Consider the following 22791-nt stretch of genomic DNA (forward strand, 5'->3'; position numbering starts at 1 on the left):
GGCGCCGATTGTCGATACAGCGACAATCGGCGCCCGGCCTTTCGGGGTAAGCGGCTCGCACGGTCCGGGCGTTCTTGACAAGATGGACGCCCAGACCCACGAGTGCGCAGGTGATGATGGTGAGTAGTCCCTTTGGCGGGGGCCGGGCGCAAGGTGGCCTCCCGCGGCTGCCGACCCCGCCGACCGGCTGGCCGATCGGGTCGTACGCGACCTACGGCGAGGCGCAGCAGGCCGTCGACTTCCTCGCGGAGAGCGAGTTCTCCGTCAGCGACGTCACGATCGTCGGCGTGGACCTGATGCTCGTCGAGCGCGTCATCGGGAAGCTCAGCTGGGGCCGCGTGCTCGGCACCGGCGCCGTCTCGGGTGCCTGGTTCGGCCTGTTCGCCGGGCTGCTGCTCGGCCTGTTCGTCAACCAGGGCTTCGCGCTGCAGCTGCTCACCGGGCTCGTGCTGGGCGTCCTCTCCGGGCTGATGTTCGCCGCCATCGGGTACAGCATGTCGCGGGGGCAGCGGCGGGACTTCTCCTCGGCGAGCCAGCTCGTCGCCGGCCGCTACGACGTCCTGTGCCAGCCGCGCTCGGCCGAGCAGGCCCGTGAGCTGCTCGCCCGGCTCGCCCTCAAACCACCTCCGGCCACGACCTGAAAAAGACGGCCATTATCAGGGGAAAATCACAGTTCGAGCTGCAGTGGGCTGAATCGTTACCGATACTGCTTGCGGGGTGTGATCGCCCGGCATAAGTTGTCCGACACCAGTCGGGCGGCCTCGCCCAACCAGCGCGGCGGCCCGATCACTAGCACGTCGGGGTGCTGGCGCGGTTCGCCTCATCGCGTCGTGGTGCCCGCCGGGTGCCGCGGTTTCCGGCGTGCATGCGGGTGAGGAGGCCTTATGGGGAAGAGGATCGGCGCGGGCAAACGGGGGCGCTCGCCCGGCCGTACCGCGGTCCTGCTGGGGGCAGGGGCTCTGGTGACCGGCATGCTGGCCGGTTGCGGTTCGAGCGGCGGGCTCAAGATCAACGTCTACTACGCGCCCGAGGACAGCTTCCAGAAAGTCGTCGACAACTGCAACGCGGCGGCGAACGGCAAGTACGAGATCGTCTACAACAAGCTCCAGCGCGGCGCGGACGACCAGCGCCTGCAGATGGCCCGGCGGCTCGCCGCCGGGGACACCGCGATGGACGTCCTCGGCCTCGACGTGACCTGGGTTTCGGAGTTCGCCGAAGCCGGCTGGGTCGAGGAGTGGAAGGACCAGAACAAGACGGCGGCGACCGAAGGCGTCCTGCAGGGCCCGCTGGAAACGGCGACCTACAACGGGAAGCTCTACGCGGCCACGAAGAACACCAACGTCCAGCTGCTCTGGTACGACGACCGCATCACGCCCACGCCGCCGAAGACGTGGGACGAGATGATCGCCAAGTCGAAGGAGCTCAAGGCGCAGGGCAAGCCGTACAGCATCGTCTTCACCGGCGCGCAGTACGAAGGTCTCGTCGTCTTCTACAACACGCTCGTGGAGTCCATGGGCGGGCACATCCTGTCCGACGACGGCAAGTCCGTCGTCCTGGACGACGGCGCGGTCAAGGCGCTCGCCCTGCTGAAGCAGATCGCTTCCTCGGGCATCACCGACCCGTCGCTGACCAACTCGAAGGAGGACGACGTCCGCCAGACGTTCCAGCGCGGTGACGCCGCGTTCGAGCTCAACTGGCCGTTCGTCTACGCCTCCTACGCCAAGGAAAAGCCGCAGGACGTCTCGCACTTCAAGTGGGCCGTCTACCCCGAGGCGCAGGCAGGCACGCCGGCCAAGACCACGATCGGCGGGTACGACCTCGGCGTCAGCTCGCTGTCGCAGCACAAGCCCGAGGCGTTCGAAGCGGCGCTGTGCCTGCGCAACGCGGAGAACCAGAAGTTCTCGGCGATCAACGACGGGGTGCCGCCGACCATCGAATCGGTGTACCACAACGACACGCCGCTGGACCCGTCGAAGCCGGCGAGCGCCGACAACCCGAACATGGCGCTCAAGTACCCGATGCGCGACTCGATCATCGACGCCATCAAGGACTCGGCGGTGCGGCCGCTGACCCCGGCGTACCAGAACATGTCGACGGTGATGTCGAAAGTCCTTTCCCCGCCGGGTGAAATCGACCCGAAGGCCACCGCGGACAAGCTGCGCGAGCAGCTCAACGACGCGCTCCAGTCGAAGGGAGTGATCCCGTGACCGTCCAGGACTCGACCCCGGCGGACACCTCCGGGGCCACGGTCGCCGAGGCGACCTCCGGCAAGAAGGGCAAGCCCGCCCTCTCGGAAGGGAAGAAGGCCGAACGGAAGCTCGGGCTGTGGCTGTGCGCGCCCGCGTTCCTCGTGATGATCGCCGTCACCGGCTACCCGATCGTCTACTCGATCTGGCTGTCGCTGCAGCGGTACGACCTGAGGTTCCCCGCGCAGCAGGAGTTCGTCGGCCTCGACAACTACGGGGCCGTGCTGTCCAACTCGTACTGGTGGACGGCGTTCGGCACCACGATGTTCCTGACCGTGGTGTCGGTGGCGATCGAGTTCGTGCTCGGCATGGCGCTGGCGCTGGTCATGCACCGCACGCTCGTCGGGCGCGGCCTGGTCCGCACGGTCGCCCTGATCCCGTACGGCATCGTCACGGTCGTCGCGGCGTTCTCCTGGTACTACGCGTGGACGCCGAAGACCGGCTACCTGGCGAACTGGCTGGCCGCGGACGCGGCGCCGCTGACCGACCAGTGGCCGTCGATGTTCATCATCATCCTCGCCGAGGTGTGGAAGACCACGCCGTTCATGGCGCTGCTGCTGATGGCCGGCCTCGCGCTGGTGCCGGACGACCTGCTCAAGGCCGCGTCGATGGACGGCGCGAGCGCGTGGCAGCGGTTCACGAAGGTGATGCTGCCGGTGATGAAGCCGGCGATCCTGGTGGCGCTGCTGTTCCGCACGCTCGACGCCTTCCGGATCTTCGACAACATCTACGTGCTCACCGGCGGCGCGCAGGACACCGGCTCGGTGTCCATGCAGACCTACGACAACCTGGTCAAGGGGCTCAACCTCGGGATCGGGTCGACGATGGCGGTGCTGATCTTCATCACCGTGGCGATCATCGCCTTCATCTTCATCAAGGTGTTCGGCACGGCCGCACCGGGTTCGGACGACGGGGGTAAGCGCTGATGGTGATGGGAACCGTCACGACGGGCCGCAAGCTCAGGTGGGGCCTGGTCGACATCCTCGTGCTGGTGTTCGCGCTGGTGCCGGTGCTCTGGGTCGTCTCGCTGTCGTTCAAGACCAAGGACACGCTGACCGACGGGTCGTTCATCCCGCAGTCGTGGACCTGGCAGAACTACGCGGACATCTTCCAGACGTCGGAGTTCCTGCTGGCGCTGGTCAACTCGATCGGCATCGCGATCATCTCCACGGTGATCGCGGTGGTGCTGGGCACGATGGCCGCGTACGCGATCGCGCGGCTGGAGTTCCCCGGCAAGCAGCTGCTGGTCGGGCTTTCGCTGCTGATCGCGATGTTCCCGCAGGTGTCGCTGGTGACCCCGCTGTTCAACATCGAGCGGAACCTGGCGCTGTTCGACACCTGGCCGGGGCTGATCCTGCCCTACATCACGTTCGCCCTGCCGCTGTCGATCTACACGCTGTCGGCGTTCTTCCGGGAAATCCCGTGGGAGCTGGAAAAAGCGGCGAAGATGGACGGCGCGACGCCGGCCCAGGCGTTCCGGAAGGTGATCGCGCCGCTGGCCGCGCCGGGTGTGTTCACCACCGCGATCCTGGTGTTCATCTTCTGCTGGAACGACTTCCTGTTCGCCATCTCGCTGACGTCGACCACGGCGTCGCGCACGGTGCCGGCGGCGCTGTCGTTCTTCACCGGGTCCTCGCAGTTCGAGGACCCGACGGGACAGGTGAGCGCGGCCGCGGTCGTCATCACCATCCCGATCATTGTGTTCGTGTTGTTCTTCCAGCGTCGCATCGTGGCGGGGCTGACCTCCGGTGCGGTGAAGGGGTAGTCATGGCAGAAATCGTCCTCGACAAGGTGTCGAAGAAGTACCCCGACGGCGCGCTCGCGGTGTCCGAAGTGGACATCACCATCGCCGACGGCGAGTTCCTGGTGCTGGTCGGGCCGTCCGGCTGCGGGAAGTCGACCATGCTGAACATGGTGGCGGGCCTGGAGGACATCTCCTCCGGCGAGCTGCGCATCGACGGCAAGCGCGTCAACGAGAAGGCCCCGAAGGACCGGGACATCGCGATGGTGTTCCAGTCCTACGCGCTCTACCCGCACATGAGCGTGCGGGAGAACATGGCCTTCCCGCTGCGGCTGGCCAAGGTCGACGACCAGACGGTGCGGGCGAAGGTGGAGGAAGCGGCGACGATCCTCGACCTGACCGCGCACCTGGACCGCAAGCCGGCCAACCTCTCCGGTGGCCAGCGCCAGCGCGTGGCGATGGGCCGGGCGATCGTCCGGAACCCGAAGGCGTTCCTGATGGACGAGCCACTGTCCAACCTGGACGCCAAGCTCCGCGGCCAGATGCGGACGTCGGTGTCGAAGATCCAGAAGCAGCTCGGCACGACGACGCTGTACGTCACGCACGACCAGACCGAGGCCATGACCCTCGGCGACCGGGTCGTGGTGCTGCGCGGCGGTTTCGTGCAGCAGATCGGCGCCCCGCAGTTCCTCTACGAGAACCCGGCGAACCTGTTCGTCGCGGGGTTCATCGGCTCGCCGTCGATGAACTTCGTGCCGGCCACGCTGGAGAACAACGAACTGCGGACGCCACTCGGGGTCACGCCGCTGACGGACCGGATCCGGCAGCTGGTGGAGAAGGCGGACGCCCCGCGCGAGGTGCTGGTCGGCATCCGGCCGGAGCACTTCGAGGACGCGGCGCTCGTCGACGCGGCCCAGAAGTCCGGCGGCGGCACGTTCACCGCGCACATCGACGTCCTCGAGTCGATGGGCTCGGAGAAGTTCGCCCACTTCACGGTGGACGGTGAGACGGCGACGTCCGCGGAGCTGGCGGAACTGGCCGCGGACAGCGGTTCGGCCGACGTCCCCGGCTCGGAGTCCCAGATCGTGGCCCGCCTCTCGGCGGAGTCGTCGGCGAAGGAGAACGAGGACCTCGAGGTCTGGTACGACGCGGACAAGATCAAGCTGTTCGACCCGTCCAACGGCAAGAACCTCACCTACGAGGACTAGCCACGAGACCCGGGAAGGGCGCCCTCATGGACTCATGGGGGGCGCCCTTCCCGGCGTTCAGTGCCGGGTGGGCCGGTAGACGAGTTCCTGGATGTCGCCGTCCAGCGTCCGGGTCTCGAGCAGTTCGAGGTCGAAGTCTTCCGCGCCGGCGAAGATCGGGCCCTCCCCGGTCCGGCCGGTGATCACCGGGTAGAGCGTCACCTGGACGCGGTCGACCAGCCCGGCGGCCAGCAGCGCGCGGTTCAGCGAGAGGCTGCCGTGCGAGCGCAGCGGAACGTCGGACTCCTCCTTGAGCCGGGCCACGACGTCGACGGCGTCGCCCCTCAGGATCGTCGCGTCCGGCCAGGCGAGCGGTTCTTCGAGTGTGGTCGACACGACCGTGGCGGGCAGGTTCCGCAGCCGCTTCACCCACGGGTCGAGGTCGTCCTCGGGAACGGCGTTCAGCATCTCGGCGTTGGTCCGGAAGGTGGTGGCGCCGAAGACCATCCGCTGGTCCTCCTCGTACTGGGCGAGGCGGTGCGCGAGCAGTTCCGGCCCCTGCTTGCCCCAGTAGCCGCCCCAGTCGCCGTGGTGGCTGCCGAAGCCGTCGAGGCTGGAGAAGACGTCGAAGGTGTACGTGGCGGTCATGGCCGGTTCCTTTCTTCGGGGGCCAAGCGCGCCCGCCGGCTCTCCAGGAAGGTTCGTTCGGTTTCGTTGCGGGCCAAGGTGATCGCCTCGTCGTAGGCGGCGACCGCCTCGGCGGTCCGGCCCAGCCGGGCGAGCAGGTCCGCGCGGGTGGCGGGCAGCAGGTGGTAGCCCGGCAGGTCCAGGTCTTCAATGGCGGCCAACGCTTGCGCCGGGCCGTGGACCTCGGCGACGGCCACCGCGCGGTTGAGCGCGACGATCGGCGACGACGTCTGCGCCAGCAGCTGGTCGTAGAGCGCCAGCACCTGCGTCCAGTCGGTCGACGGCCCGTCCGTGTGCACGGCGTTGACCGCCGCCTGCAGCTGGTACGGCCCGGGCCGGTTGCGGCGCAGGCACCGCCGCACCAGCTCGTGCCCCTCGGCGATCAGCTCCCGGTTCCACCGCGACCGGTCCTGCTCCGCGAGCACGACCAGCTCCCCCGAGGGGCCCACGCGCGCGGGCCGCCGGGCTTCGGTGAGCAGGAGCAGCGCGAGCAGCCCGAGGACCTCCGGCTCGTCCGGCATCAGCTCGGCGAGCGCCCGCGCCAGGCGGACGGCGTCGGCGCACAGGTCCGTCCGCAGCAGCTCGCCGGAAGTCGACGCGTACCCCTCGTTGAACACCAGGTACAGCACGGTCAGCACCGAGGCCAGCCGGTCGGGGAGCGCGGCGGCGTCCGGCACCCGGTAGGGGATGCGGGCGTCGCGGATCTTCTTCTTCGCGCGGACGATCCGCTGCGAGATGGTCGCCTCCGGCACGAGGTAGGCGCGGGCGATCTCCGGCACCTCCAGGCCGCCGAGCAGCCGCAGGGTGAGCGCCGTCTGCGCGAGCGGCGAGAGTGCCGGGTGGCAGCAGGTGAAGATCAGGCGGAGCTGGTCGTCGCGCACGGGTCCCTCCTCCGGGAGCTCGTCGGATCGGTGCAGCAGCAACGCCTGCGCGTGCCGGGCTTCGCGGGTGGACTCCCGGCGCAGGCGGTCGATCGCCCGGTTGCGGGCGGTGGTGACGATCCACGCGCCGGGGTTGGGCGGCAGCGCGTCGTGCCAGTGCGTGACGGCCACCGCGAACGCGTCCTGCACGGCCTCTTCGGCGAGCCCGATGTCCCCGAGGAGACGCGTCAGCGTGGCCACGCACCGGCCGTACTCCGCCCGGTAGACGTCGTCGAGATCCATCAGCGCCGGCGCGAACCGTCGTCGAACGGGCGCACCTCGATCGGCTGCCCGCAGGCCACCGAGCACTTCTCGGCCCAGACGAGCGCCTGGTCGAGGTCCTCGGCCTGGATCACCCAGAACCCGCCGAGCTGTTCCTTGGTTTCGGCGAACGGGCCGTCGGTGAACGCGGTCGTGCCGCCGGCGGTGCGGACGACCGTCGTGGCGTCCGAGTGCTGCAGCCCGCCGACGAAGACCCACACCCCGGCGTCCTTCATCTCGTCGGTGACCTCGCCGGTCCGGGCCATCATGGCCCGCACGTCCTCTTCGGGCTCCGGCGGCGCGCTTTCGTCGAACTGGACGGCGAGGAGGTACTGCATCATCTCGGGCTCCTTCTGCGGGATCGGGCGAGCGGCTCTCACCCTGGCTACGAACCGGCTCGACGCCATTCGACATCGCCGCGGAAGAATTTTTCGGGAGGCTCGCGAGCCTGAGCACCTATCCCCGCGGGAGCAGGGGCAGGATCGTGTTCGCCGCCGTCCTGGCCAGGGCGCACGTGCCGTCGCCCGCGGTGCCCGCCGTCTCCACCACGCTGAGCTCCGCCAGCTCGCGGTGGCCCGGCAGGCCTCGCGCCGGCTGGGTCGTGTCGACCAGGCAGAACGCGCCCGCGAGCCGGACCCGGGCCTCGCGGCCGCCGAGCTGCTCGGGCGGGGCCGCCGCCTCGTCCGTCTCCACGGTCAGCTTGAAGCTCACCTTGCCCCGGATGCAGCTGTGCCCGGACAGCCCGGTCGCGGGCCGGCTGCCGGCGCCCGCGACGGCTTCGAGATCGGGTTTGTCCAGCAGCACGCACGGCGCCACCAGGCCCCACGAACGGTCCGGGAAGTTCAGCCGCTTCACCTTGTTCGCGGTGACGGTGCTCAGCACCGACCCGACGGCCGCGTCCGCGACGCCGCAGCGGCCGGCCTGGTCGCCGCCGCCGTCAGTGACCGAGAGGTCGAGCCGGTTGCCGTCGGCGAAGGTGATCGCGCGGGTGCACGTGCTGCGGTCGTTGAACATCGATTGCTGCACCGCGACGCCGTCGGGCACCGGCCCGAGGTAGTCGTAGGGCTTGATGTTCGGGTCGGAGTCGAAGGCCAGCGGCCCGACGAGGATCGTGCGCCCGCCGGCGTCGGCCCGGCAGTTCTCGAACGTCGGGGTGGTGACTGCGCCGGGCGCGACCGCCGGCACGTCGAGCAGGCTGCAGTAGTCGACGGTGGCGAAGTCCCCGAGCGCGGCGGACGCCGTCAGCGGCGTGGGCCCCGACGACGGCTCGGGAGCGGCCTGGGTCGTCGCGCACCCGGCGGTGAGCAGGGCGCAGAGCAGTGCGACGACCAAGACGTTCAGACGCGGGTACACGGTGAGCAAGTATCGCGGTATCGAAGCGAAAAACCAGCCCTGACGGGGACATCTCTCACTGTTTTTCGCGCCCGGCCCGGAGAACGTGCAGGTCACCGGATTCCACGGCGGTTTCCCGGGTGCGACGGCGGCCTCCGAACGAATTTCGCTTTTACCGTCCCCTAAGGGAGAGATCCTTCCCGCGAGCGATGCGGAAGAGGGTGCTCCGGTGGTGAAGTGGAGATATCGGAAGTTCTCCGAGGCACGAAGAAAGGGAAAGACGATGAGCGCACCGGTCACCACCCGACGGCTGTCCCGTCCCCGCTACGGCCGCATGATCGGTGGTGTGTGCGCGGGTCTCGCCCAGCGGTGGGGCATGAAGACGAGCACCGTGCGGCTGCTGGCCGTGCTGTCGTGCCTGCTGCCCGGGCCGCAGTTCGTGGCCTACCTGATCCTGTGGGCGATCATCCCGTCCGAGTGACGGCGGTAGTGATCGAGGTGAGGAAGCCGAGCCAGGAAGAAGAGTCGACGGCGAGGTGCGGGCCGGAGGGATCCTTCGAGTCCCGCACCGCCACGGCGGGTGTGGCGAAGGCGACCTCGACGCAGGCGGTGTTTTCGCCCTGGCTATAGCTGCTCTTGAACCAGCCTGACTTGCTCGGGTCCACAGCCCACCTCAACCGCTCATCTCGTTGGCCAGCGCGAAAACCAGATTCCTCGACTCGGTTTCGCCGAGGGCCATCCTACCCAGCTTGCGGAACTGGCGGATGAGTTCGGCGACCTGGGTCTGCTTGACCAGTTGCAGATGGCCGCCCGCGTGGTCCACGTAGCCGAGATCGCTGATGGTGTCCTCCGGGAACCGCAGCACCGAAAACGCACCCCGGAGGCCCGGGTGCGCCCCGACCGCGGCGGAAACCACCTGCACCTGCACATTGTCGAGCTCGGAGAGCTCGACAATGTGCAGCATCTGCGCGACGAGGGCGCTCGGTTTCGCGATCCGGCGGCGAAGGGCCACCTCGTCGATGATCGTGTGGAGCTGAAGTGGATCTTCGGCGTGAAGCCGCTTCGCGCGGTGCATGCGCACGTTGAGGTTGCGGTTGCGCTCGCGAGTGCCGCTCTCGGCGAAGAAGGCAGCGGCGTAGTCCTCGGTCTGCAACAAGCCGGGCACCGTCGCGACCTCGAAGTTGCGGACCGAGACCGCTTCCGCCTCCAGCGCCGGGTAGCTGTTGACCGACACCCCTTCGATCCGGTTCTGGTTGGGCCGCCGCGCTTCGCGGGCGATCTCGACCAGCTCCACCAGCTCGTCCTCGGGCACGCGGTACAGCTCCGCCATCGCCCGGGCGTGCAGCGGGTGGATCGCCCCCTGCCCCTTCTCCAGCCGGGACAGCGTGCTCTTCGAAATGTCGAGGTCGCCGCCCGCCTGCTCCAGCGTCAGGCCGGCCTTCTCCCGCCAGGCCTTCAGCTCCCGGCCCAGCTGCAGCCGTCGAATCGCCGGAACGCTGTAATACGCCAACCCGCGCACCTCCCCGTCGCCATGATCGCGCGGGCAGCAGTGTCCGGGCGGGAGGTCGGCGCCGGGATCCCGCGCCGATCACCCCATCAGGGGCGCCAGCAGGACATCGCTTCGTCGACTTCGTCCACGCCGAGCGGCGGGTGGGGCAGCTCCGACGGCTTGCCGGGCTGGGCGCGCAGGCCGTCCAGCAGCATCGCGAGGCAGCGGCGCCACAGGTCGGGCTCGACCGCGGACGTGAACTCGATCGCCGAGCCGATCATCATGTGCAGCAGCGGGATGTCCGTCGGGGCGAAGTCGGCGCGCAGGCCGCCCGCCGCCTTCGCCCGCTCGACGAGCTGTGTGATCAACGGCACCATGCGGGCTTTCTCTTCCGCGACGTGCTCGTGGCCGAACTTGTTGGACAGCATGATCTCGCGCAGCCCGCGGTCGCCCGAGTGAAGCTCGATCGACTTCCAGGTGAAGTCGACGAACGCCTGCCAGGGGTCGTCGGCCTTCAGCGCTTCCTCGGCGAGGTCGCCGATTTCTTCCATCCGCTCGGCGAACATGGCCTCGACCAGGTGTTCCTTGCTGGGGAACCGGCGGTAGACGGTGCCGACGCCGAGGCCGGCGTGGTGGGCGATGTCGTCGAGCGTGGCTTCGAGCCCTCGCTGGCCGAAGACCACCCGGGCCGAGGCGAGGATGCGGCGGCGGTTGAGTTCGGCGTCGCGCCGCAGCGGCCGCGCCGGTGCGGCGGGACCTGCGTCCCGTGTCATTCCCCCAGTCTAGCTCACAAAGTAGAGGCACCTTCTCCGGTTTGTGTGTACCTTGGGTCGCGTAAGGGGAGATACCTACTCCACATAGCTTCCTGATCACTCCCAGTGAGGGGACACCCATGTCCGAATCCACTCTCGAGGTCGCGCCGCCGGGGGACGTGCGCGCCGCCGAGAACCCCCACCACGCCAGACGGTGGCTGATCCTGGTGATGATCGGCCTGGCGCAGCTGATGGTCGTGCTGGACGCGACCGTCGTGAACATCGCGCTGCCGTCCGCCCAGGTCGACCTGGGCTTTTCCAACGACGCCCGCCAGTGGGTCGTGACGGCGTACGCGCTCGCGTTCGGCAGCCTGCTGCTGCTCGGCGGGCGGCTCGCGGACGTCTTCGGCCGCAAGAACGCCCTGCTCGTCGGCCTGGCCGGCTTCGCCGCGGTGTCGGCGCTCGGGGGCGCGGCCGCCAACATCGAAATGCTGCTGATCGCCCGCGCGGCCCAGGGCGTGTTCGGCGCCCTGCTCGCGCCGGCCGCACTCTCGCTGCTCACCACGACGTTCACCGACCCGAAGGAACGCGGCCGCGCGTTCGGCGTGTTCGGCGCCATCGGCGGTGGCGGCGCGGCGGTCGGGCTGCTGCTCGGCGGCGTGCTCACCGAGTACCTCGACTGGCGCTGGTGCATGTTCGTGAACATCATCTTCGCGGTCGTCGCCTTCGTCGGCAGCTCGGTCCTGCTGCGCAACGAGCGGGACGGCGGCCCGCGCCCGAAGCTCGACCTGCCGGGCACGGTCACCGCGTCGGCCGGCCTGTTCGCGCTGGTCTACGGCTTCGCGAACGCCGAGTCGGACTCGTGGTCGTCGGTTTCGGTGTGGGGCTTCCTCACGGCGGGCGTCGTGCTGCTGGGTGTGTTCGTGTGGCTGCAGCAGCGCGTCTCGCACCCGCTGCTCCCGCTGCGCGTGCTGCTGGACCGCAACCGCGGCGGCTCGTACCTGGCGATGTTCCTGCTCGCCATCGGCATGTTCGCGATCTTCCTGTTCCTGACGTTCTACGTGCAGCAGAACCTGAAGTTCACGCCGATCGAGAGCGGCGTCGGTTTCCTGCCGATGGTCGCGACGCTGATGCTGGCCGCGACGACGGCGACGGCGGTGCTGCTGCCGCGCTTCGGCCCGCGTCCGCTGGTCCCGACGGGCATGGCGATCGCGGCCGTCGGGCTGTTCTGGCTGAGCGGCATCGGGCTCGAGAGCACGTACGCGTCCGGCGTCCTCGGCCCGCTGCTGGTGATGGGCTTCGGCATCGGCCTGGCGATGGCGCCGGCGATGAGCGTCGCGACGTTCGGCGTCGAGGCGCACGACGCGGGTGTCGCGTCGGCCGCGGTCAACACGATGCAGCAGGTCGGCGGCTCGATCGGCACGGCGCTGCTGTCGACGCTGGCCGGCAACGCGGCGACGTCGTACCTCGCGGACAAGGTCCCGACCCCGCAGCTGGCGGCCGAGGCGGCGATCGAGAGCTACACGACGGCGTTCACCTGGGCGGCGGTGATCTTCGCCGCGGGTGCGGTGATCAGCGGCCTGCTGCTCCAGTCGGGCGTCCCGAAGGGCGAAGCCGCCCCCGGCGCCGTGCACATGTGAGCACCGCGTCGTGAGTGGGAAACAGGGTTAGAACACTGTTTCCCACTCACGACTGGCGGGAGCGGAGGGTTTCGATGACTTCGTCGTCCCAGCGGTGGGTCCGGATCAGCCGGTACCGCTCCGCCGCCACCCACATGTACGCCTCGGCGTCCGTCCGGTCGCCGATCATCTCCGCCTGCCGGAGCATCCCCACCACCGGCACGAACTCCTCGTCGAACCAGCGCTGCGCCACGCTCGCCCGGTCGCAGAACTTGCCCTCGTCCTGCATCAGCCGGAAGCCCCACGCCTCCACGTGTTCGCCCAGCTTCGCGTAGTCCCACGGGTCCGACACGATCACCGACGCCCGCGCGTGGCCGGTCAGCGGCACGCGCTCCAGGAACAACCTCCGGTAGTCCTTGACGATCAGGTCGCCCCGGTGGCGGATGCCGCTCGGGTCCAGCTTGGTCCGGACCACCGTCACGAATGCCTCTATTGTGGACAGCCCCTGGGCGAGCGCCACCGACACGCGGTGGTGGCCGTCGATGATGAAGTGCAGCTCGCCCACCCGGTACACCTCGATCGGCGGGATCTCCTCGCCCCGCCGTGCCGCCAACGCCAGGCGCTCCCAGCGCTCGCGGACGCGGCCGGTCGTCGGACGGAAGCGGCGGTCGAAGTCGCGGCTGCGGTCGACCGTGCCGACGATCGAGTCCAGCTTGATCACCCGCAACCCGATCCGGTGCTCGCCCGCGTACCCGAGCGCCTCCACGACCTCGTGGAACGGCAGCATGATGTTGACGTCGTCGGGCTCGCGCCGCAGCCACGTCGAAAGCCGCGAGAGCACCTGGCTCCGGCGAGCGCGGAGGAAGTCGTTTTCCGCGTCGGCGCGGGGAAACCCCGTCTCTTTCATGAGAACTCCATGATCCGGTGGCCCACCACGTTGCGGATCCGGGTTTCGCCGACGACCCGGTCCGGTACCGGCTCGCCGTGGGGGTGGATGTGCCCGTGCAGCAACCACTTCGGGCGCAGCACGTCGATCGTCCGGTGCAGGCACGCGAACCCGCGGTGCGGCGGGTCCGCCCGGTCGCCGAGGTCCAGCGGCGGCGAATGCGTCAGCAGGACGTCGACGTCGTGGCCGTCGCGACGGCGCCGCCACTTCGCGCGCCGCACCAGGCCGCGGGCCCGGCGCGCCTGCTGGCGCTGCGTCCACTGGTTCGGTCCGTCGTTGTAGCGGATCGAGCCGCCGAGCCCGGCGAACCGGATCCCGGCGACGTCGACGACCCGGCCGTCGGCGTTGACGCCGCCCGCCGGGCCCGGCCAGGCCGTGGGGAAACCGTCCTTCATGGACAGCCCGCCGTAGCGCGTGTAGCCGCTCAGGTCGGGGTCGTGGTTCCCGGGCACGAACACGCACGGTGCGTCGAGCGCGCTCGCCAGGAACGCCAGGTAGTCGTAGGGAAGATCGCCGGCGCCGATGACCAGGTCGACGGAGACGGCGCGGACCGCGTCGGTCCACAGCCGCTCGTCGACCTCGTCGGAGACCACCAGCGCTTTCGGCACGCACCCAGGGTACGACGCCGGGCGTCACTTCATCCCGTGTGCGAACCCCGGGTCGGCGACGATGACGAAGGTGATGACGAAGATCCAGACGAGGCTGAGCGCGAGGGCCCAGAACTTGAGGTTGGACAGCATGCGAGGCATCACGAACACTCCAGTGGGGGAAGAGGGGACCTAGAGCCAGCCGTTCTTCCGGAATATTCGGTACAGCAACAGGCAGATCGCCAGGATCACGGTGATCACCAGCGGGTACCCGAACTTCCAGTGCAGCTCGGGCAGGTAGTCGAAGTTCATCCCGTAGATGCCCGCGATCATCGTCGGCACGGTGATGATCGCCGCCCACGACGTGATCTTGCGCATGTCGGTGTTCTGCTGCAGGGAGATCTTCGCGACCGTCGCGTCGACCAGGGTGGACAGCAGCTCGTCGAACGCCGCCACCCGCTCGGACACGGTCGTGAGGTGGTCGGCGACGTCGCGGAAGTAGGAGCGGACCTCGTCCGGCACCAGTCGCGTGTAGCCCTCGGCCAGCCGCTGGATCGGCGTCGCGAGCGGCATCACCGCCCGCCGCAGCTCGAGGACCTCCCGCTTCATCAGGTAGATCTGCTCGGCGCTGACCTGCGACCGGGGCGCGAAGACCTGCGCCTCCATGACGTCGATGTCGTTCTCGATCCGGCCCGTGACGTCGAGGTAGTGGTCGACGACGTGGTCGGTGATCGCGTGCACGACCGCGGCCGGGCCGAGCTGCAGGCGCTCGGAATCGTCGTCCAGCTCACGGCGCAGGCGCGCCAGGCCGGAGTGGTTCCCGTGGCGGACGGTGATCACGAAGTCCCGGCCGAGGAACACCATCAGCTCGCCGGTCTCGACGATCTCGTTCGCCGTGGTGGGGGACTCGTGTTCGACGTAACGGACGGTCTTGACCACCAGGAAGAGCGTGTCGTCGTAGCGCTCCAGCTTCGGGCGCTGGTGCGCTTCGAGGGCGTCCTCGACGGCCAGCTCGTGCAGCCCGAACGTCTCCGCGATGCCCTGGATCTGCTGGGAGTCGGGCTCGTGCAGCCCGATCCAGACGAACCCCTCGTGCCGCTTGCGGACCTCTTTGATCGCTTCGATGTGCGTCCAGCGGCCGGGCAGGCGCTCGCCCGCGACGTACACCGCGCAGTCCACGACGTACGCGGACAGCGGCACCGGGACCGGGCGGACGGGGACGGCGCCCTTGTTGCCGCGGCCGCGAAGGCCGCCGAGCGAGGGAATGGCAGGCATGGGATCTCCTGGGCGTCGTGCGTGGTCGTGCGAAGACGACTGACCAGGGGCGGAACGCGTCCGCCCGGCGACACCAGCGTTCCCGGGAAAAGGCCTACCAGGAGATGAGCCGGCCGGCGGGTGTGGTGGGAACGCTGGGAGTACTAGGGAGCGGACTATCGCCACTACTCATCGGGGTTCCTCACCTCCTTCGGGCCGGGTCCAGAGTGGTGGGGCTCGCGTTGACGCGCGAACACCAATGGTTGAGGGTACTCCTCACTACGGATGCGTGTCGTACCAGCCTCACGCGGCGTTACCGATCCGACCAAATGCAGGCCGCCCCTCAGCGGTAGGTAACCGTTGCCACACAGCTGGATGGCCGTGGCTGTGGTCGGATTGGTAACCAACGGCACAGTACGCGGAACAGGGAGAGACGAGTGCAGTTCGGTCGGTACTACGAGGAGTTCGAGGTCGGTGCGGTCTACAAGCACTGGCCGGGCAAAACGGTCACCGAATACGACGACCACCTCTTCTGCCTGATCACCATGAACCACCACCCGCTGCACCTCGACGCGCACTACGCCGAGGAGACCACGGACTTCGGCAAGAACGTCGTGGTCGGGAACTACGTCTATTCGCTGCTGCTCGGGATGTCCGTGCCCGACGTCTCCGGCAAGGCCATCGCGAACCTCGAGGTCGAGTCGCTCAAGCACGTCAAGCCGACCTTCCACGGCGACACCATCTACGGCGAGACCGAGGTGCTGGACAAGACGCCGTCGAAGTCGAAGGACGATCGCGGCGTCGTGTACGTCGAGACGCGCGGGTACAAGCAGGATGGCCTGATCGTGTGCACCTTCCGGCGGAAGGTGATGGTGCCGAAGCGCTCGTACGGGGAAACTCGGGGCGGGGAGCAGCCGGGCCGGCCGGTGCCGCACGAATGAGGCTGTGTACACGGATGAGGCGCTGATGGACCTGGACGGGATCAAGGAAGTACTGCGCACGTTCGCGGAAGTCGAGGCCCGCGGGGTCTCGCCGCTGTACGAGCACCTGGCCCTGCGGGCGGCCGAGGACGACGACGTCGCCGGGCTGCTGGCCTCGGCGCGCGACGGCGAGGTGCGCGCGACGCTGCTGATGGCGACCGCGCACCGGCTCGTGCAGGCCGACCCGATCCACCCGCTGTCGCGGTACTACCCGTCGCTCGGCGGCTTCGACGGCGTCGACTCGGAGACCTGGCCGCTGTTCCGGTCGTTCCTGCTGGAGCGGTCCGAGAAGGCCAGGGCGCTGATTTCGTCGCGGTACACGCAGACGAACGAGGTCCGCCGGGCGGCGCTGCTGTACCCGGGCGTGGCGCGGGCGGCGAAGGAAGCGGGCGGCAAGGTCTCCCTGCTGGAGGTCGGCTGCAGCGCGGGCCTGCTGCTGGGGCTGGACCGCTTCGGCTACCGCTACCAGTGCGACGGCGGCGAGCAGCTGACGGCGGGCCCGGCGAAGACCCCGGTCGGCCTGCACTGCGCGTTGGACCTGGCGCCGGGCGCCGTCGCGCCGAAGCTGCCGAAGAAGCTCGCGTTGCTCGACCGGGCCGGCCTGGACCGCGCGCCGGTGGACCTCTCGGACGAGGACGAGCTGGCGTGGCTGGAGGCCTGCGTCTGGGCCGACCAGCCGGACCGCATCCGGCTGCTCCGCACCGCGGCGGCCGAGCAGGCGAAGCACCGGCCCCGCCTCATCGCGGGGGACGGGGTCGACGACCTGGAGGCGGCCGCTTCGTCGCTGGAGGGGCCGCTGGTGGTGGTGACGAGCCACGCGCTGGCGTACTTCCCGGAGCCACGGCGAGCCGCGTTCGTGTCGGCGCTGGCTTCGCTGGCGGCTTCGCGGCCGTTGTGGTGGGTGTCGGAGGAGTTCTACGGTGCCGGGCTCGAGACGGTGCTGCCCGGGCGGGACGACCTGGTGGGTGACGGGCTGGCGACGCTGGGCGTCGTGCGCTGGGAGGGCGGGAAGGCCGACGCGCACGCGTTGGCCCGGACCGCTCCGCACGGGCAGCGGATGACCTGGTTGCCGCTGTAAAGCCGCGGAGGTGGCGAATCACGGCATTTCAGGCGCGAGGCAGGGCGTTCCAGTCGCGGAGCGTCACGTAAAGCAGGTCGACCAGCTCCCCGCCCGCCTCCAGGGCCGACAGGTCTGCCGCATCGGACCAGCGCGCGTCCGTTGCGTCGTCACCCGCTGTGAGGACGCCGCCGGCGACCGCGCACCGGTAGTCGTGGATTTCGTACCGCCCCCGGGTCACCGTCCCGACCAGTGTGCCGGGAATCACGTCGAGTCCCGTCTCTTCGGAGAGCTCCCTGACCACGGCCTCTTTGTCCGTTTCGCCCGGTTCGACTCGGCCACCCGGCAGCGACCATTGCCCCGAACCGGGGTCATTCGCGCGCCGGATGAGCAGCAAGCGGCCGTGCGGGTCGAACGCTATGCCGCCGACGCAGCGGATCGTGGCGTCCCCAGGTGCTTCCATGTCCCGAAGGGTAGACGTGACCGACTTGAAAACGGATGTCCTGTACACGGAGAGTAGCCATACGGTACACTTCGGACCACGTGCTGCCCCAAGCGCGGGACTTACCTCCCGTCCGCCTGTTCAGTGCGGTACAACGTAAAAAGTCAGGATTTCTGCTGTTGTCCGGTGTCACCGTAAGAGACGGGATTTGATCGCGGTGAACGTGAAGAAGATTGCGGGCCTCGCCGGTATCGCGTTGGTGCTGTTCTTCGTCATTGCCCAGCCGGGTCAGGCCGCGGGCCTTGTCGGCAACATCGTCCAGTTCCTCCGGGACTCGGCCGAATCGGTGATCACCTTCGTCAGCAACGTGTTCAAGGGCTGATCGCGGGGCTACCCTCGAACCATGTTCGCGCCTCGCGATCCCGACGAGTACCTCCTCGACACCGAGCGGCGGGTCATCCGGATCCGCCGCCACTGGGCGGTGCTGCTGTGGGACACCTTCGAAGCGGCCGCCCTGCTGGCCGTCTGCGTCCTGGTGTCCTACCTGCTGCCACCGGCGCTTTACATCGGCCAGAACATCCTCTGGTACGTCGCGCTCCTCGTCGTGCTGCGGTTCGCCTACGTGGTGATGGAGTGGTGGGTCGAACGGCTGGTGGTCACCGACAAGCGGTTCGTGATGACCACCGGCGTGTTCACCACCAAGGTCCTGATGATGCCGATCAGCAAGGTCACCGACCTCAGCTACGTGCGCACCGCCACCGGCCGCATGATGGGCTACGGCACGATGGTCGTCGAGTCGGCCGGTCAGATCCAGGCCCTCAACAAGATCGACTTCCTGCCGCGGCCCGAAGAGTTCTACGACACGATCTCGGAGCTGGTCTTCGGCGACAAGCAGAAGCAGGCCGAGCGCTTCTCGATGATCAAGGCCCAGCGAGCCGCCCGGGGCAAGAAGCCGGTCGGCTAGCCTCATCCCGCCGCGCGTGTGACGCAGCGCATCGTCGACAATGGACCCGATGCGCATCGACCTGCACGCCCATTCCACCGCTTCCGACGGCACCGACTCGCCGGCCGGGCTCGTCGCCGCGGCCGCGAAAGCCGGGCTCGACGCCGTCGCGATCACCGACCACGACACCACCGCGGGCTGGGCCCCGGCCACCGCGGCCATCCCGCCAGGCCTGACGCTGGTGCCCGGCGCCGAGCTCTCGACCGTCTCGATCAACCCCGAGACCGGCCGTCAGATCAGCGTCCACCTGCTGGCCTACCTCTTCGACCCGACGTCCGAGCCCGTCGTCACCGAGCAGACCCGGCTGCGCGTCGAGCGCCGCACGCGGCTGCGCCGGATGGCCGAGCGGATGGCCGCCGACGGCCTCCCGATCGACGCCGACGAGATCTTCGGCCTGCTGCCCGAGGACTCACCGCCCGGGCGCCCGCACCTGGCCCAGGCGCTGGTCCGGGCCGGGCTGGTCAAGTCGGTCGACGAAGCCTTCGCCGACTACCTGAGCCCGCGCCGCGGCTACTACGTCGCGCGACGCGACACGCCGGTCGAGGAGGCCATCGACATGATCGCCGAGGCCGGCGGCGTCACGGTCATCGCGCACCCCTTCGCCTTCAGCCGCGGCGCCACCATCAGCGAGGAAACCCTCGCCGAGCTGGCCGCGCACGGGCTCACCGGCGTCGAGGCCGACCACCCGAACCACGACGAGCCGACGCGCGCCCGCACCCGCGCGCTGGCCGGCGAGCTCGGCCTGCTCGTCACCGGGTCCAGCGACTACCACGGCACGAACAAGACGATCGCGCTCGGCGAGTGCACCACCGACCCCGGGCAGTTCGAAGAACTCGTTTCGCGGGCGACGGGGTCCCAGGTCGTGAAGGGCTGACATGGCCATCGCCGACTTCTTCGACGCCAAGCTCTTCATGAGCGCGACGATCACCTTGATCGTCATCATGGACCCGCCCGGCACGGTGCCGGTGTTCTTGAGTCTCGTCGGCCGCAAGCCGGTCGCGACCAGGGCGAAGGCCGCGCGGCAGGCCGTCCTGGTGTCGCTGCTGGTGATCAGCCTGTTCGCGGTCGCGGGCCAGGCGATCCTGGCCTACCTCGGCATCGGCATCCCGGCGCTGCAGGGCGCCGGCGGCCTGCTGCTCCTGCTCATCGCGCTGCAGCTGCTCACCGGCAGCGGCCACGAGGCCGAAGCGGCCACGGAAGACGTCAACGTCGCGCTCGTCCCGCTCGGTACGCCGCTGCTGGCCGGGCCCGGCGCGATCGCCGCGACCATCGTGTTCGTCCGCCAGGCCGACGGGCACATCGGCGCGTACATCGCCCTGGCGCTGGCGATCGTCACGACGCACTTCGTGATCTACATCTGCATGCGCTACTCCGGCGTGGTCATCCGGCTGATCAAGGAAAGCGGCATCACGCTGCTGGCCAAGGTGGCCGGTCTGCTGCTCGCGGCGATCGCCGTGGAGCTCGTCGCGAACTCCGTGCGCGGCTTCATCGACGGCGGCAGCTGACCCCGCCTTTCGGGTTGTCCTGCCGGACAGGAACCGGCGGGTTCGTTGACATCGTTGGCACGCCTCCCGCAGATTGAATCCCAGCCCAGCGTTTGAATCGTTTCAACCGCCTTGTGTCGGTTTTCGGAGGCCTCGATGAAGTGGCTCAGAGCATTCCTGCCGGTCACGGTGCTGGTGGCGAGCGGCGTGGTCGCCGCACCCGCCGACGCCGCCCCGAGCTGGCAGAAGTACGTCGTAGCGCCGGCGAGCCGGGACGTGCGGCCGGTCAAGGTGCTGTCGACCGCCGGCGACGTCACGAACCCGGACGGCCTGCTCGGCCGGGGCGTCACGACGTTCAAGCGGCAGGCCCCGCCGCCGAAGCCGGCCTGGCCCACGGGGACCACGGCGGCCGCGTCGTCGTTCCACGCGCCGAACAACGGCGGGAACGGCCAGCCGCGGACGTACGCGCCCGGCAACGCCGTCGACGGCAACACCGACACCTTCTGGAACGACGACACGATCGGCGCCTACCCGGACGTCCTGACCATCACCTCGGCGGCGCCCGTCGCGCTCCCCGGCGTCACGATCCTGTCCAGTGTGGACGGTGTGCCGCAGGACTACACGGTGGAGGTCCTGGACAGTGGCGCCTGGCGCGTCGCGGCTTCGGTGAGCGGCAACACCGCCGTCCAGCGCGCGGTGCAGTTCGACCGGCCGGTGACGACCACGCAGGTCCGGATCACCGTGACGAAGGACCAGAACACGCCGTCGGGGGAGTTCAGCCGCGTCACCGAGGTCTGGCCCGGCCTGGTCGCCGACCCGCCGGTGCCGGTCGCGGTGGTAGACTTCGGCAAGGTCGTCGCGGGCTATCCGAAGATCTCGTTCGCGGGTGCGTCCGCGAACCACCCCGGCATCCGGGTGTCGACCTCGGAAACCCAGCAGTACCTGGGCGAACGCTCCGACTTCTCGCGCTCGGACTTCTCCGGCGGGCCGGGCAGCGACCAGATCGCGGTGCCCGCGACATCGACCGTCTGGCGGGACACGAAGGGCTGTGCTTCCGGCACGCAGGTGTGCGCGGACGGCCTGCGCGGCTTCCGCTACCTGCGGATCAGCCTCGACGCGCTCGCGTCGGACGCGCCGCTCACCCAGCCGTCGGGTGAGGTGCGGATCAACGGCGTCTCGCTCGACTTCACGCCGTTCCTCGGGACGCCGAGCACCTACCGCGGCTGGTTCGAGTCGTCCGACGACGCTTTGAACCGCTACTGGTACGCCGCGTCCTACACCAACGAGCTGGGGATGGACACCTTCCGCGAGTCCGATGTGGACCCACGCGGCGCGTTCTCGCCGTCGCTGGACGGGAAACTGGTGCTGCACGACGGCGCGAAGCGCGACCGGGACCCGTACGTCGGCGACGTCGCGGTCTCCGGGCTGACCGAGTACCTGACCCACCAGGACGGCACCGCGGCTCGCAATGTGCTCGCCGACCTGGCCGACCACCAGCGCGCGGACGGCTGGATCCCGCCGGCGTCGATCAACGACTACACGCTGCCGCTGTTCGACTATCCGCTCTGGTGGGTGACGTCGAGTTGGGACTACGTGCTCTACACGGGCGACACCGCGTACGCGTCTTCGTACTACTCGCAGCTCGTGAAGACGCTCGACGCGTGGTACCCGTCGGTCACCGATTCGCGCGGGTTGCTCGCGAAGGGCCTCAACGGCACGGGCGGCTACGGCGACTACGCGTTCCTGCCGCGTACGGGCGAAGTGACCTACTACAACGCGTTGTACGTCCGGGCGCTTCAGGGCGCGGCGGGCCTGGCGCGGGCGACCGGGCATTCCGCCGACGCTGACCGGTGGCTCGCGCGTGCTTCCGGTGTGGCGTCCGCGGTGAACGCTTACCTGTGGGATCCCGCGGCGGGGGCGTACCTCGACTCCGGGACGGGCGCGGTGCGCCACGGCCAGGACGGCAACAGCCAGGCCATCTTGGCCGGTATCGCGTCGCCTTCGCAGGCCACTTCGGCGTTGGCGCGGCTCGCGGCGGGTGCGTTGCCCTACGGGAACCCGTTCATGGACAACGACACTCTCGTTTCCGATGGCACGAAGCGCGTGTACGCGTTCACGTCGTTCCCCGAGCTGCAGGCGCGGTTCCGGAGCGGGCAGCCGGACTCGGCGATCGACCAGATCAAGCGGATGTACGGCTGGATGGCGTCCCACGACCCGGGCATCACGGCGTGGGAGGGCATCGGCGAGGGCGGGTCGCACTACGAGCAGGGGTACACGTCGGCGGCGCACGGCTGGTCGACCGGCGTCGTGCCCGCTTTGACGAACGAGCTGCTGGGCGTCTCGCCGGCTTCGCCGGGCTTCGCGACGTGGACGGTGTCACCGCACCCGGGTTCGGTCGCCTGGGCGCGCGGAGCGGTGCCGACGCCGAAGGGCGCGTTGTCGGCTTCGTGGACTCAGCAGGGTTCGGTGTTCTCGTTGACGGTGACGGCTCCGCGCGGGACGTCGGGTTCGCTCGTGGTCCCGTCGGGCCGCTTGGTGCTGCTGGATGGGCGGCCGATGCGGGCCGTGGCCGGTGGCCTGCCTGTATCCGGCGGGACGCACACGGTCCTCGTGGTGAAGTAGCCGCTCTTTCCGCGCGGGGCCGGTCGCGCCCCGCGCGGAAAGTGTCGGTGACATTGGGGGCTTCGCCCCCAAGCCGGGGGCTCCGCCACCCGAACCCCCGGAAAAAGTGTCGGTGACATTGGGGGCTTCGCCCCCAAGTCGGGGGCTCCGCCACCCGAACCCCCGGAAAAAGTGTCGGTGGT

Annotated in this window: 25 protein-coding genes; 14 read left to right on the forward strand and 11 right to left on the reverse strand. The window is 69.3% G+C overall.

Going from position 1 to position 22791, the window contains the following annotated elements; all coding sequences use genetic code 11:
• Positions 1–113 precede the first annotated feature (113 nt).
• From AA23TX_RS46340 to AA23TX_RS46360, 5 genes are all read left to right on the forward strand, one after another.
• On the forward strand, positions 114–641 hold the full coding sequence (locus tag AA23TX_RS46340) for a YflT domain-containing protein (RefSeq protein ID WP_196425934.1): 528 nt from the start codon (positions 114–116) through the stop codon (positions 639–641).
• A gap of 243 nt (positions 642–884) precedes the next feature.
• Entirely contained in the window at positions 885–2207 is a 1323-nt protein-coding gene (locus tag AA23TX_RS46345; RefSeq protein WP_155549208.1) for an ABC transporter substrate-binding protein, read from the forward strand.
• Positions 2204–3172: a carbohydrate ABC transporter permease gene (locus AA23TX_RS46350; protein WP_155549209.1), complete on the forward strand. Its 969-nt coding sequence runs from the start codon at positions 2204–2206 to the stop codon at positions 3170–3172. The genes AA23TX_RS46345 and AA23TX_RS46350 overlap by 4 nt, the downstream gene beginning before the upstream one ends.
• Complete coding sequence (locus AA23TX_RS46355) at positions 3172–4011, forward strand: carbohydrate ABC transporter permease (RefSeq protein ID WP_155549210.1); 840 nt, start codon at positions 3172–3174, stop codon at positions 4009–4011. The genes AA23TX_RS46350 and AA23TX_RS46355 overlap by 1 nt, the downstream gene beginning before the upstream one ends.
• A 2-nt stretch (positions 4012–4013) precedes the next feature.
• Positions 4014–5195 carry an ABC transporter ATP-binding protein gene (locus AA23TX_RS46360; RefSeq protein WP_155549211.1) on the forward strand — a complete coding sequence of 394 codons (1182 nt, stop codon included), beginning with the start codon at positions 4014–4016 and terminating at the stop codon, positions 5193–5195.
• A gap of 57 nt (positions 5196–5252) precedes the next feature.
• On the opposite strand, the gene AA23TX_RS46365 is transcribed toward AA23TX_RS46360, so the two are convergent.
• The 4 genes from AA23TX_RS46365 to AA23TX_RS46380 all read right to left on the reverse strand — a co-directional run bounded on the left by AA23TX_RS46365 (position 5253) and on the right by AA23TX_RS46380 (position 8395).
• Positions 5253–5822: a dihydrofolate reductase family protein gene (locus AA23TX_RS46365; RefSeq protein WP_155549212.1), complete on the reverse strand. Its 570-nt coding sequence runs from the start codon at positions 5820–5822 to the stop codon at positions 5253–5255.
• Positions 5819–7024: an RNA polymerase sigma factor gene (locus AA23TX_RS46370; RefSeq protein ID WP_155549213.1), complete on the reverse strand. Its 1206-nt coding sequence runs from the start codon at positions 7022–7024 to the stop codon at positions 5819–5821. Before AA23TX_RS46370 ends, AA23TX_RS46365 begins: the two co-directional genes overlap by 4 nt.
• Entirely contained in the window at positions 7024–7383 is a 360-nt protein-coding gene (locus AA23TX_RS46375) for a YciI family protein (RefSeq protein WP_155549214.1), read from the reverse strand. The genes AA23TX_RS46370 and AA23TX_RS46375 overlap by 1 nt, the downstream gene beginning before the upstream one ends.
• A gap of 115 nt (positions 7384–7498) precedes the next feature.
• The gene (locus tag AA23TX_RS46380; protein ID WP_230863099.1) at positions 7499–8395 is read right to left on the reverse strand and encodes a hypothetical protein; all 897 of its coding nucleotides are present in this window, start codon (positions 8393–8395) and stop codon (positions 7499–7501) included.
• Positions 8396–8657: 262 nt separating this feature from the next.
• On the opposite strand from AA23TX_RS46380, the gene AA23TX_RS46385 reads away from it, so the two are divergent.
• Positions 8658–8855: a PspC domain-containing protein gene (locus AA23TX_RS46385; RefSeq protein ID WP_155549215.1), complete on the forward strand. Its 198-nt coding sequence runs from the start codon at positions 8658–8660 to the stop codon at positions 8853–8855.
• Here AA23TX_RS46385 and AA23TX_RS46390 read toward each other — a convergent pair.
• The 3 genes from AA23TX_RS46390 to AA23TX_RS46400 form a co-directional block, all read right to left on the reverse strand.
• On the reverse strand, positions 8839–9039 hold the full coding sequence (locus tag AA23TX_RS46390) for a DUF397 domain-containing protein (RefSeq protein WP_230863100.1): 201 nt from the start codon (positions 9037–9039) through the stop codon (positions 8839–8841). The two genes, AA23TX_RS46385 and AA23TX_RS46390, sit on opposite strands and share 17 nt — an antisense overlap.
• A gap of 8 nt (positions 9040–9047) precedes the next feature.
• Positions 9048–9884 carry a helix-turn-helix domain-containing protein gene (locus AA23TX_RS46395; RefSeq protein ID WP_196425903.1) on the reverse strand — a complete coding sequence of 279 codons (837 nt, stop codon included), beginning with the start codon at positions 9882–9884 and terminating at the stop codon, positions 9048–9050.
• A gap of 86 nt (positions 9885–9970) precedes the next feature.
• On the reverse strand, positions 9971–10636 hold the full coding sequence (locus AA23TX_RS46400) for a TetR/AcrR family transcriptional regulator (protein ID WP_155549218.1): 666 nt from the start codon (positions 10634–10636) through the stop codon (positions 9971–9973).
• Between the two features lie 119 nt (positions 10637–10755).
• On the opposite strand from AA23TX_RS46400, the gene AA23TX_RS46405 reads away from it, so the two are divergent.
• Positions 10756–12255 (forward strand): MFS transporter, encoded by a 1500-nt coding sequence (locus AA23TX_RS46405; RefSeq protein WP_155549219.1) that lies wholly within the window; start codon positions 10756–10758, stop codon positions 12253–12255.
• A gap of 46 nt (positions 12256–12301) precedes the next feature.
• Here AA23TX_RS46405 and AA23TX_RS46410 read toward each other — a convergent pair whose 3' ends face one another.
• The 3 genes from AA23TX_RS46410 to corA form a co-directional block, all read right to left on the reverse strand.
• Positions 12302–13141, reverse strand: a complete 840-nt coding sequence (locus tag AA23TX_RS46410; RefSeq protein WP_155549220.1) for a chromosome partitioning protein ParB — start codon at positions 13139–13141, stop codon at positions 12302–12304.
• Positions 13138–13788 (reverse strand): metallophosphoesterase family protein, encoded by a 651-nt coding sequence (locus tag AA23TX_RS46415; RefSeq protein ID WP_155549221.1) that lies wholly within the window; start codon positions 13786–13788, stop codon positions 13138–13140. The genes AA23TX_RS46410 and AA23TX_RS46415 overlap by 4 nt, the downstream gene beginning before the upstream one ends.
• Positions 13789–13959: 171 nt before the next feature.
• Positions 13960–15042 carry a magnesium/cobalt transporter CorA gene (gene corA, locus AA23TX_RS46420; protein WP_155549222.1) on the reverse strand — a complete coding sequence of 361 codons (1083 nt, stop codon included), beginning with the start codon at positions 15040–15042 and terminating at the stop codon, positions 13960–13962.
• 416 nt (positions 15043–15458) lie between these two features.
• On the opposite strand from corA, the gene AA23TX_RS46425 reads away from it, so the two are divergent.
• Positions 15459–15962, forward strand: a complete 504-nt coding sequence (locus AA23TX_RS46425) for a MaoC family dehydratase (RefSeq protein WP_013223004.1) — start codon at positions 15459–15461, stop codon at positions 15960–15962.
• A gap of 25 nt (positions 15963–15987) precedes the next feature.
• Positions 15988–17079, forward strand: a complete 1092-nt coding sequence (locus AA23TX_RS46430) for a DUF2332 domain-containing protein (RefSeq protein WP_155549508.1) — start codon at positions 15988–15990, stop codon at positions 17077–17079.
• A gap of 28 nt (positions 17080–17107) precedes the next feature.
• Here the strand turns inward: AA23TX_RS46430 and AA23TX_RS46435 are convergent, their stop codons facing one another.
• Positions 17108–17521 carry an NUDIX hydrolase gene (locus AA23TX_RS46435; protein ID WP_155549223.1) on the reverse strand — a complete coding sequence of 138 codons (414 nt, stop codon included), beginning with the start codon at positions 17519–17521 and terminating at the stop codon, positions 17108–17110.
• Between the two features lie 196 nt (positions 17522–17717).
• Between AA23TX_RS46435 and AA23TX_RS46440 the strand changes: the two genes are divergently transcribed.
• The 5 genes from AA23TX_RS46440 (at position 17718) to AA23TX_RS46460 (ending at position 22609) form a co-directional block, all read left to right on the forward strand.
• On the forward strand, positions 17718–17882 hold the full coding sequence (locus AA23TX_RS46440) for a hypothetical protein (RefSeq protein ID WP_196425937.1): 165 nt from the start codon (positions 17718–17720) through the stop codon (positions 17880–17882).
• 21 nt (positions 17883–17903) lie between these two features.
• Positions 17904–18464 carry a PH domain-containing protein gene (locus AA23TX_RS46445; protein WP_003095467.1) on the forward strand — a complete coding sequence of 187 codons (561 nt, stop codon included), beginning with the start codon at positions 17904–17906 and terminating at the stop codon, positions 18462–18464.
• A gap of 49 nt (positions 18465–18513) precedes the next feature.
• Positions 18514–19377 (forward strand): PHP domain-containing protein, encoded by an 864-nt coding sequence (locus tag AA23TX_RS46450; protein WP_439328808.1) that lies wholly within the window; start codon positions 18514–18516, stop codon positions 19375–19377.
• A 1-nt stretch (position 19378) separates the two neighbouring features.
• On the forward strand, positions 19379–20008 hold the full coding sequence (locus AA23TX_RS46455; protein WP_155549226.1) for a MarC family protein: 630 nt from the start codon (positions 19379–19381) through the stop codon (positions 20006–20008).
• A 135-nt stretch (positions 20009–20143) separates the two neighbouring features.
• Positions 20144–22609 (forward strand): alpha-L-rhamnosidase-related protein, encoded by a 2466-nt coding sequence (locus tag AA23TX_RS46460; RefSeq protein ID WP_155549227.1) that lies wholly within the window; start codon positions 20144–20146, stop codon positions 22607–22609.
• Positions 22610–22791: the final 182 nt, after the last annotated feature.

Origin of the sequence: Amycolatopsis camponoti, assembly GCF_902497555.1 — a bacterium.
Classification (GTDB): Bacteria; Actinomycetota; Actinomycetes; order Mycobacteriales; family Pseudonocardiaceae; genus Amycolatopsis; species Amycolatopsis camponoti.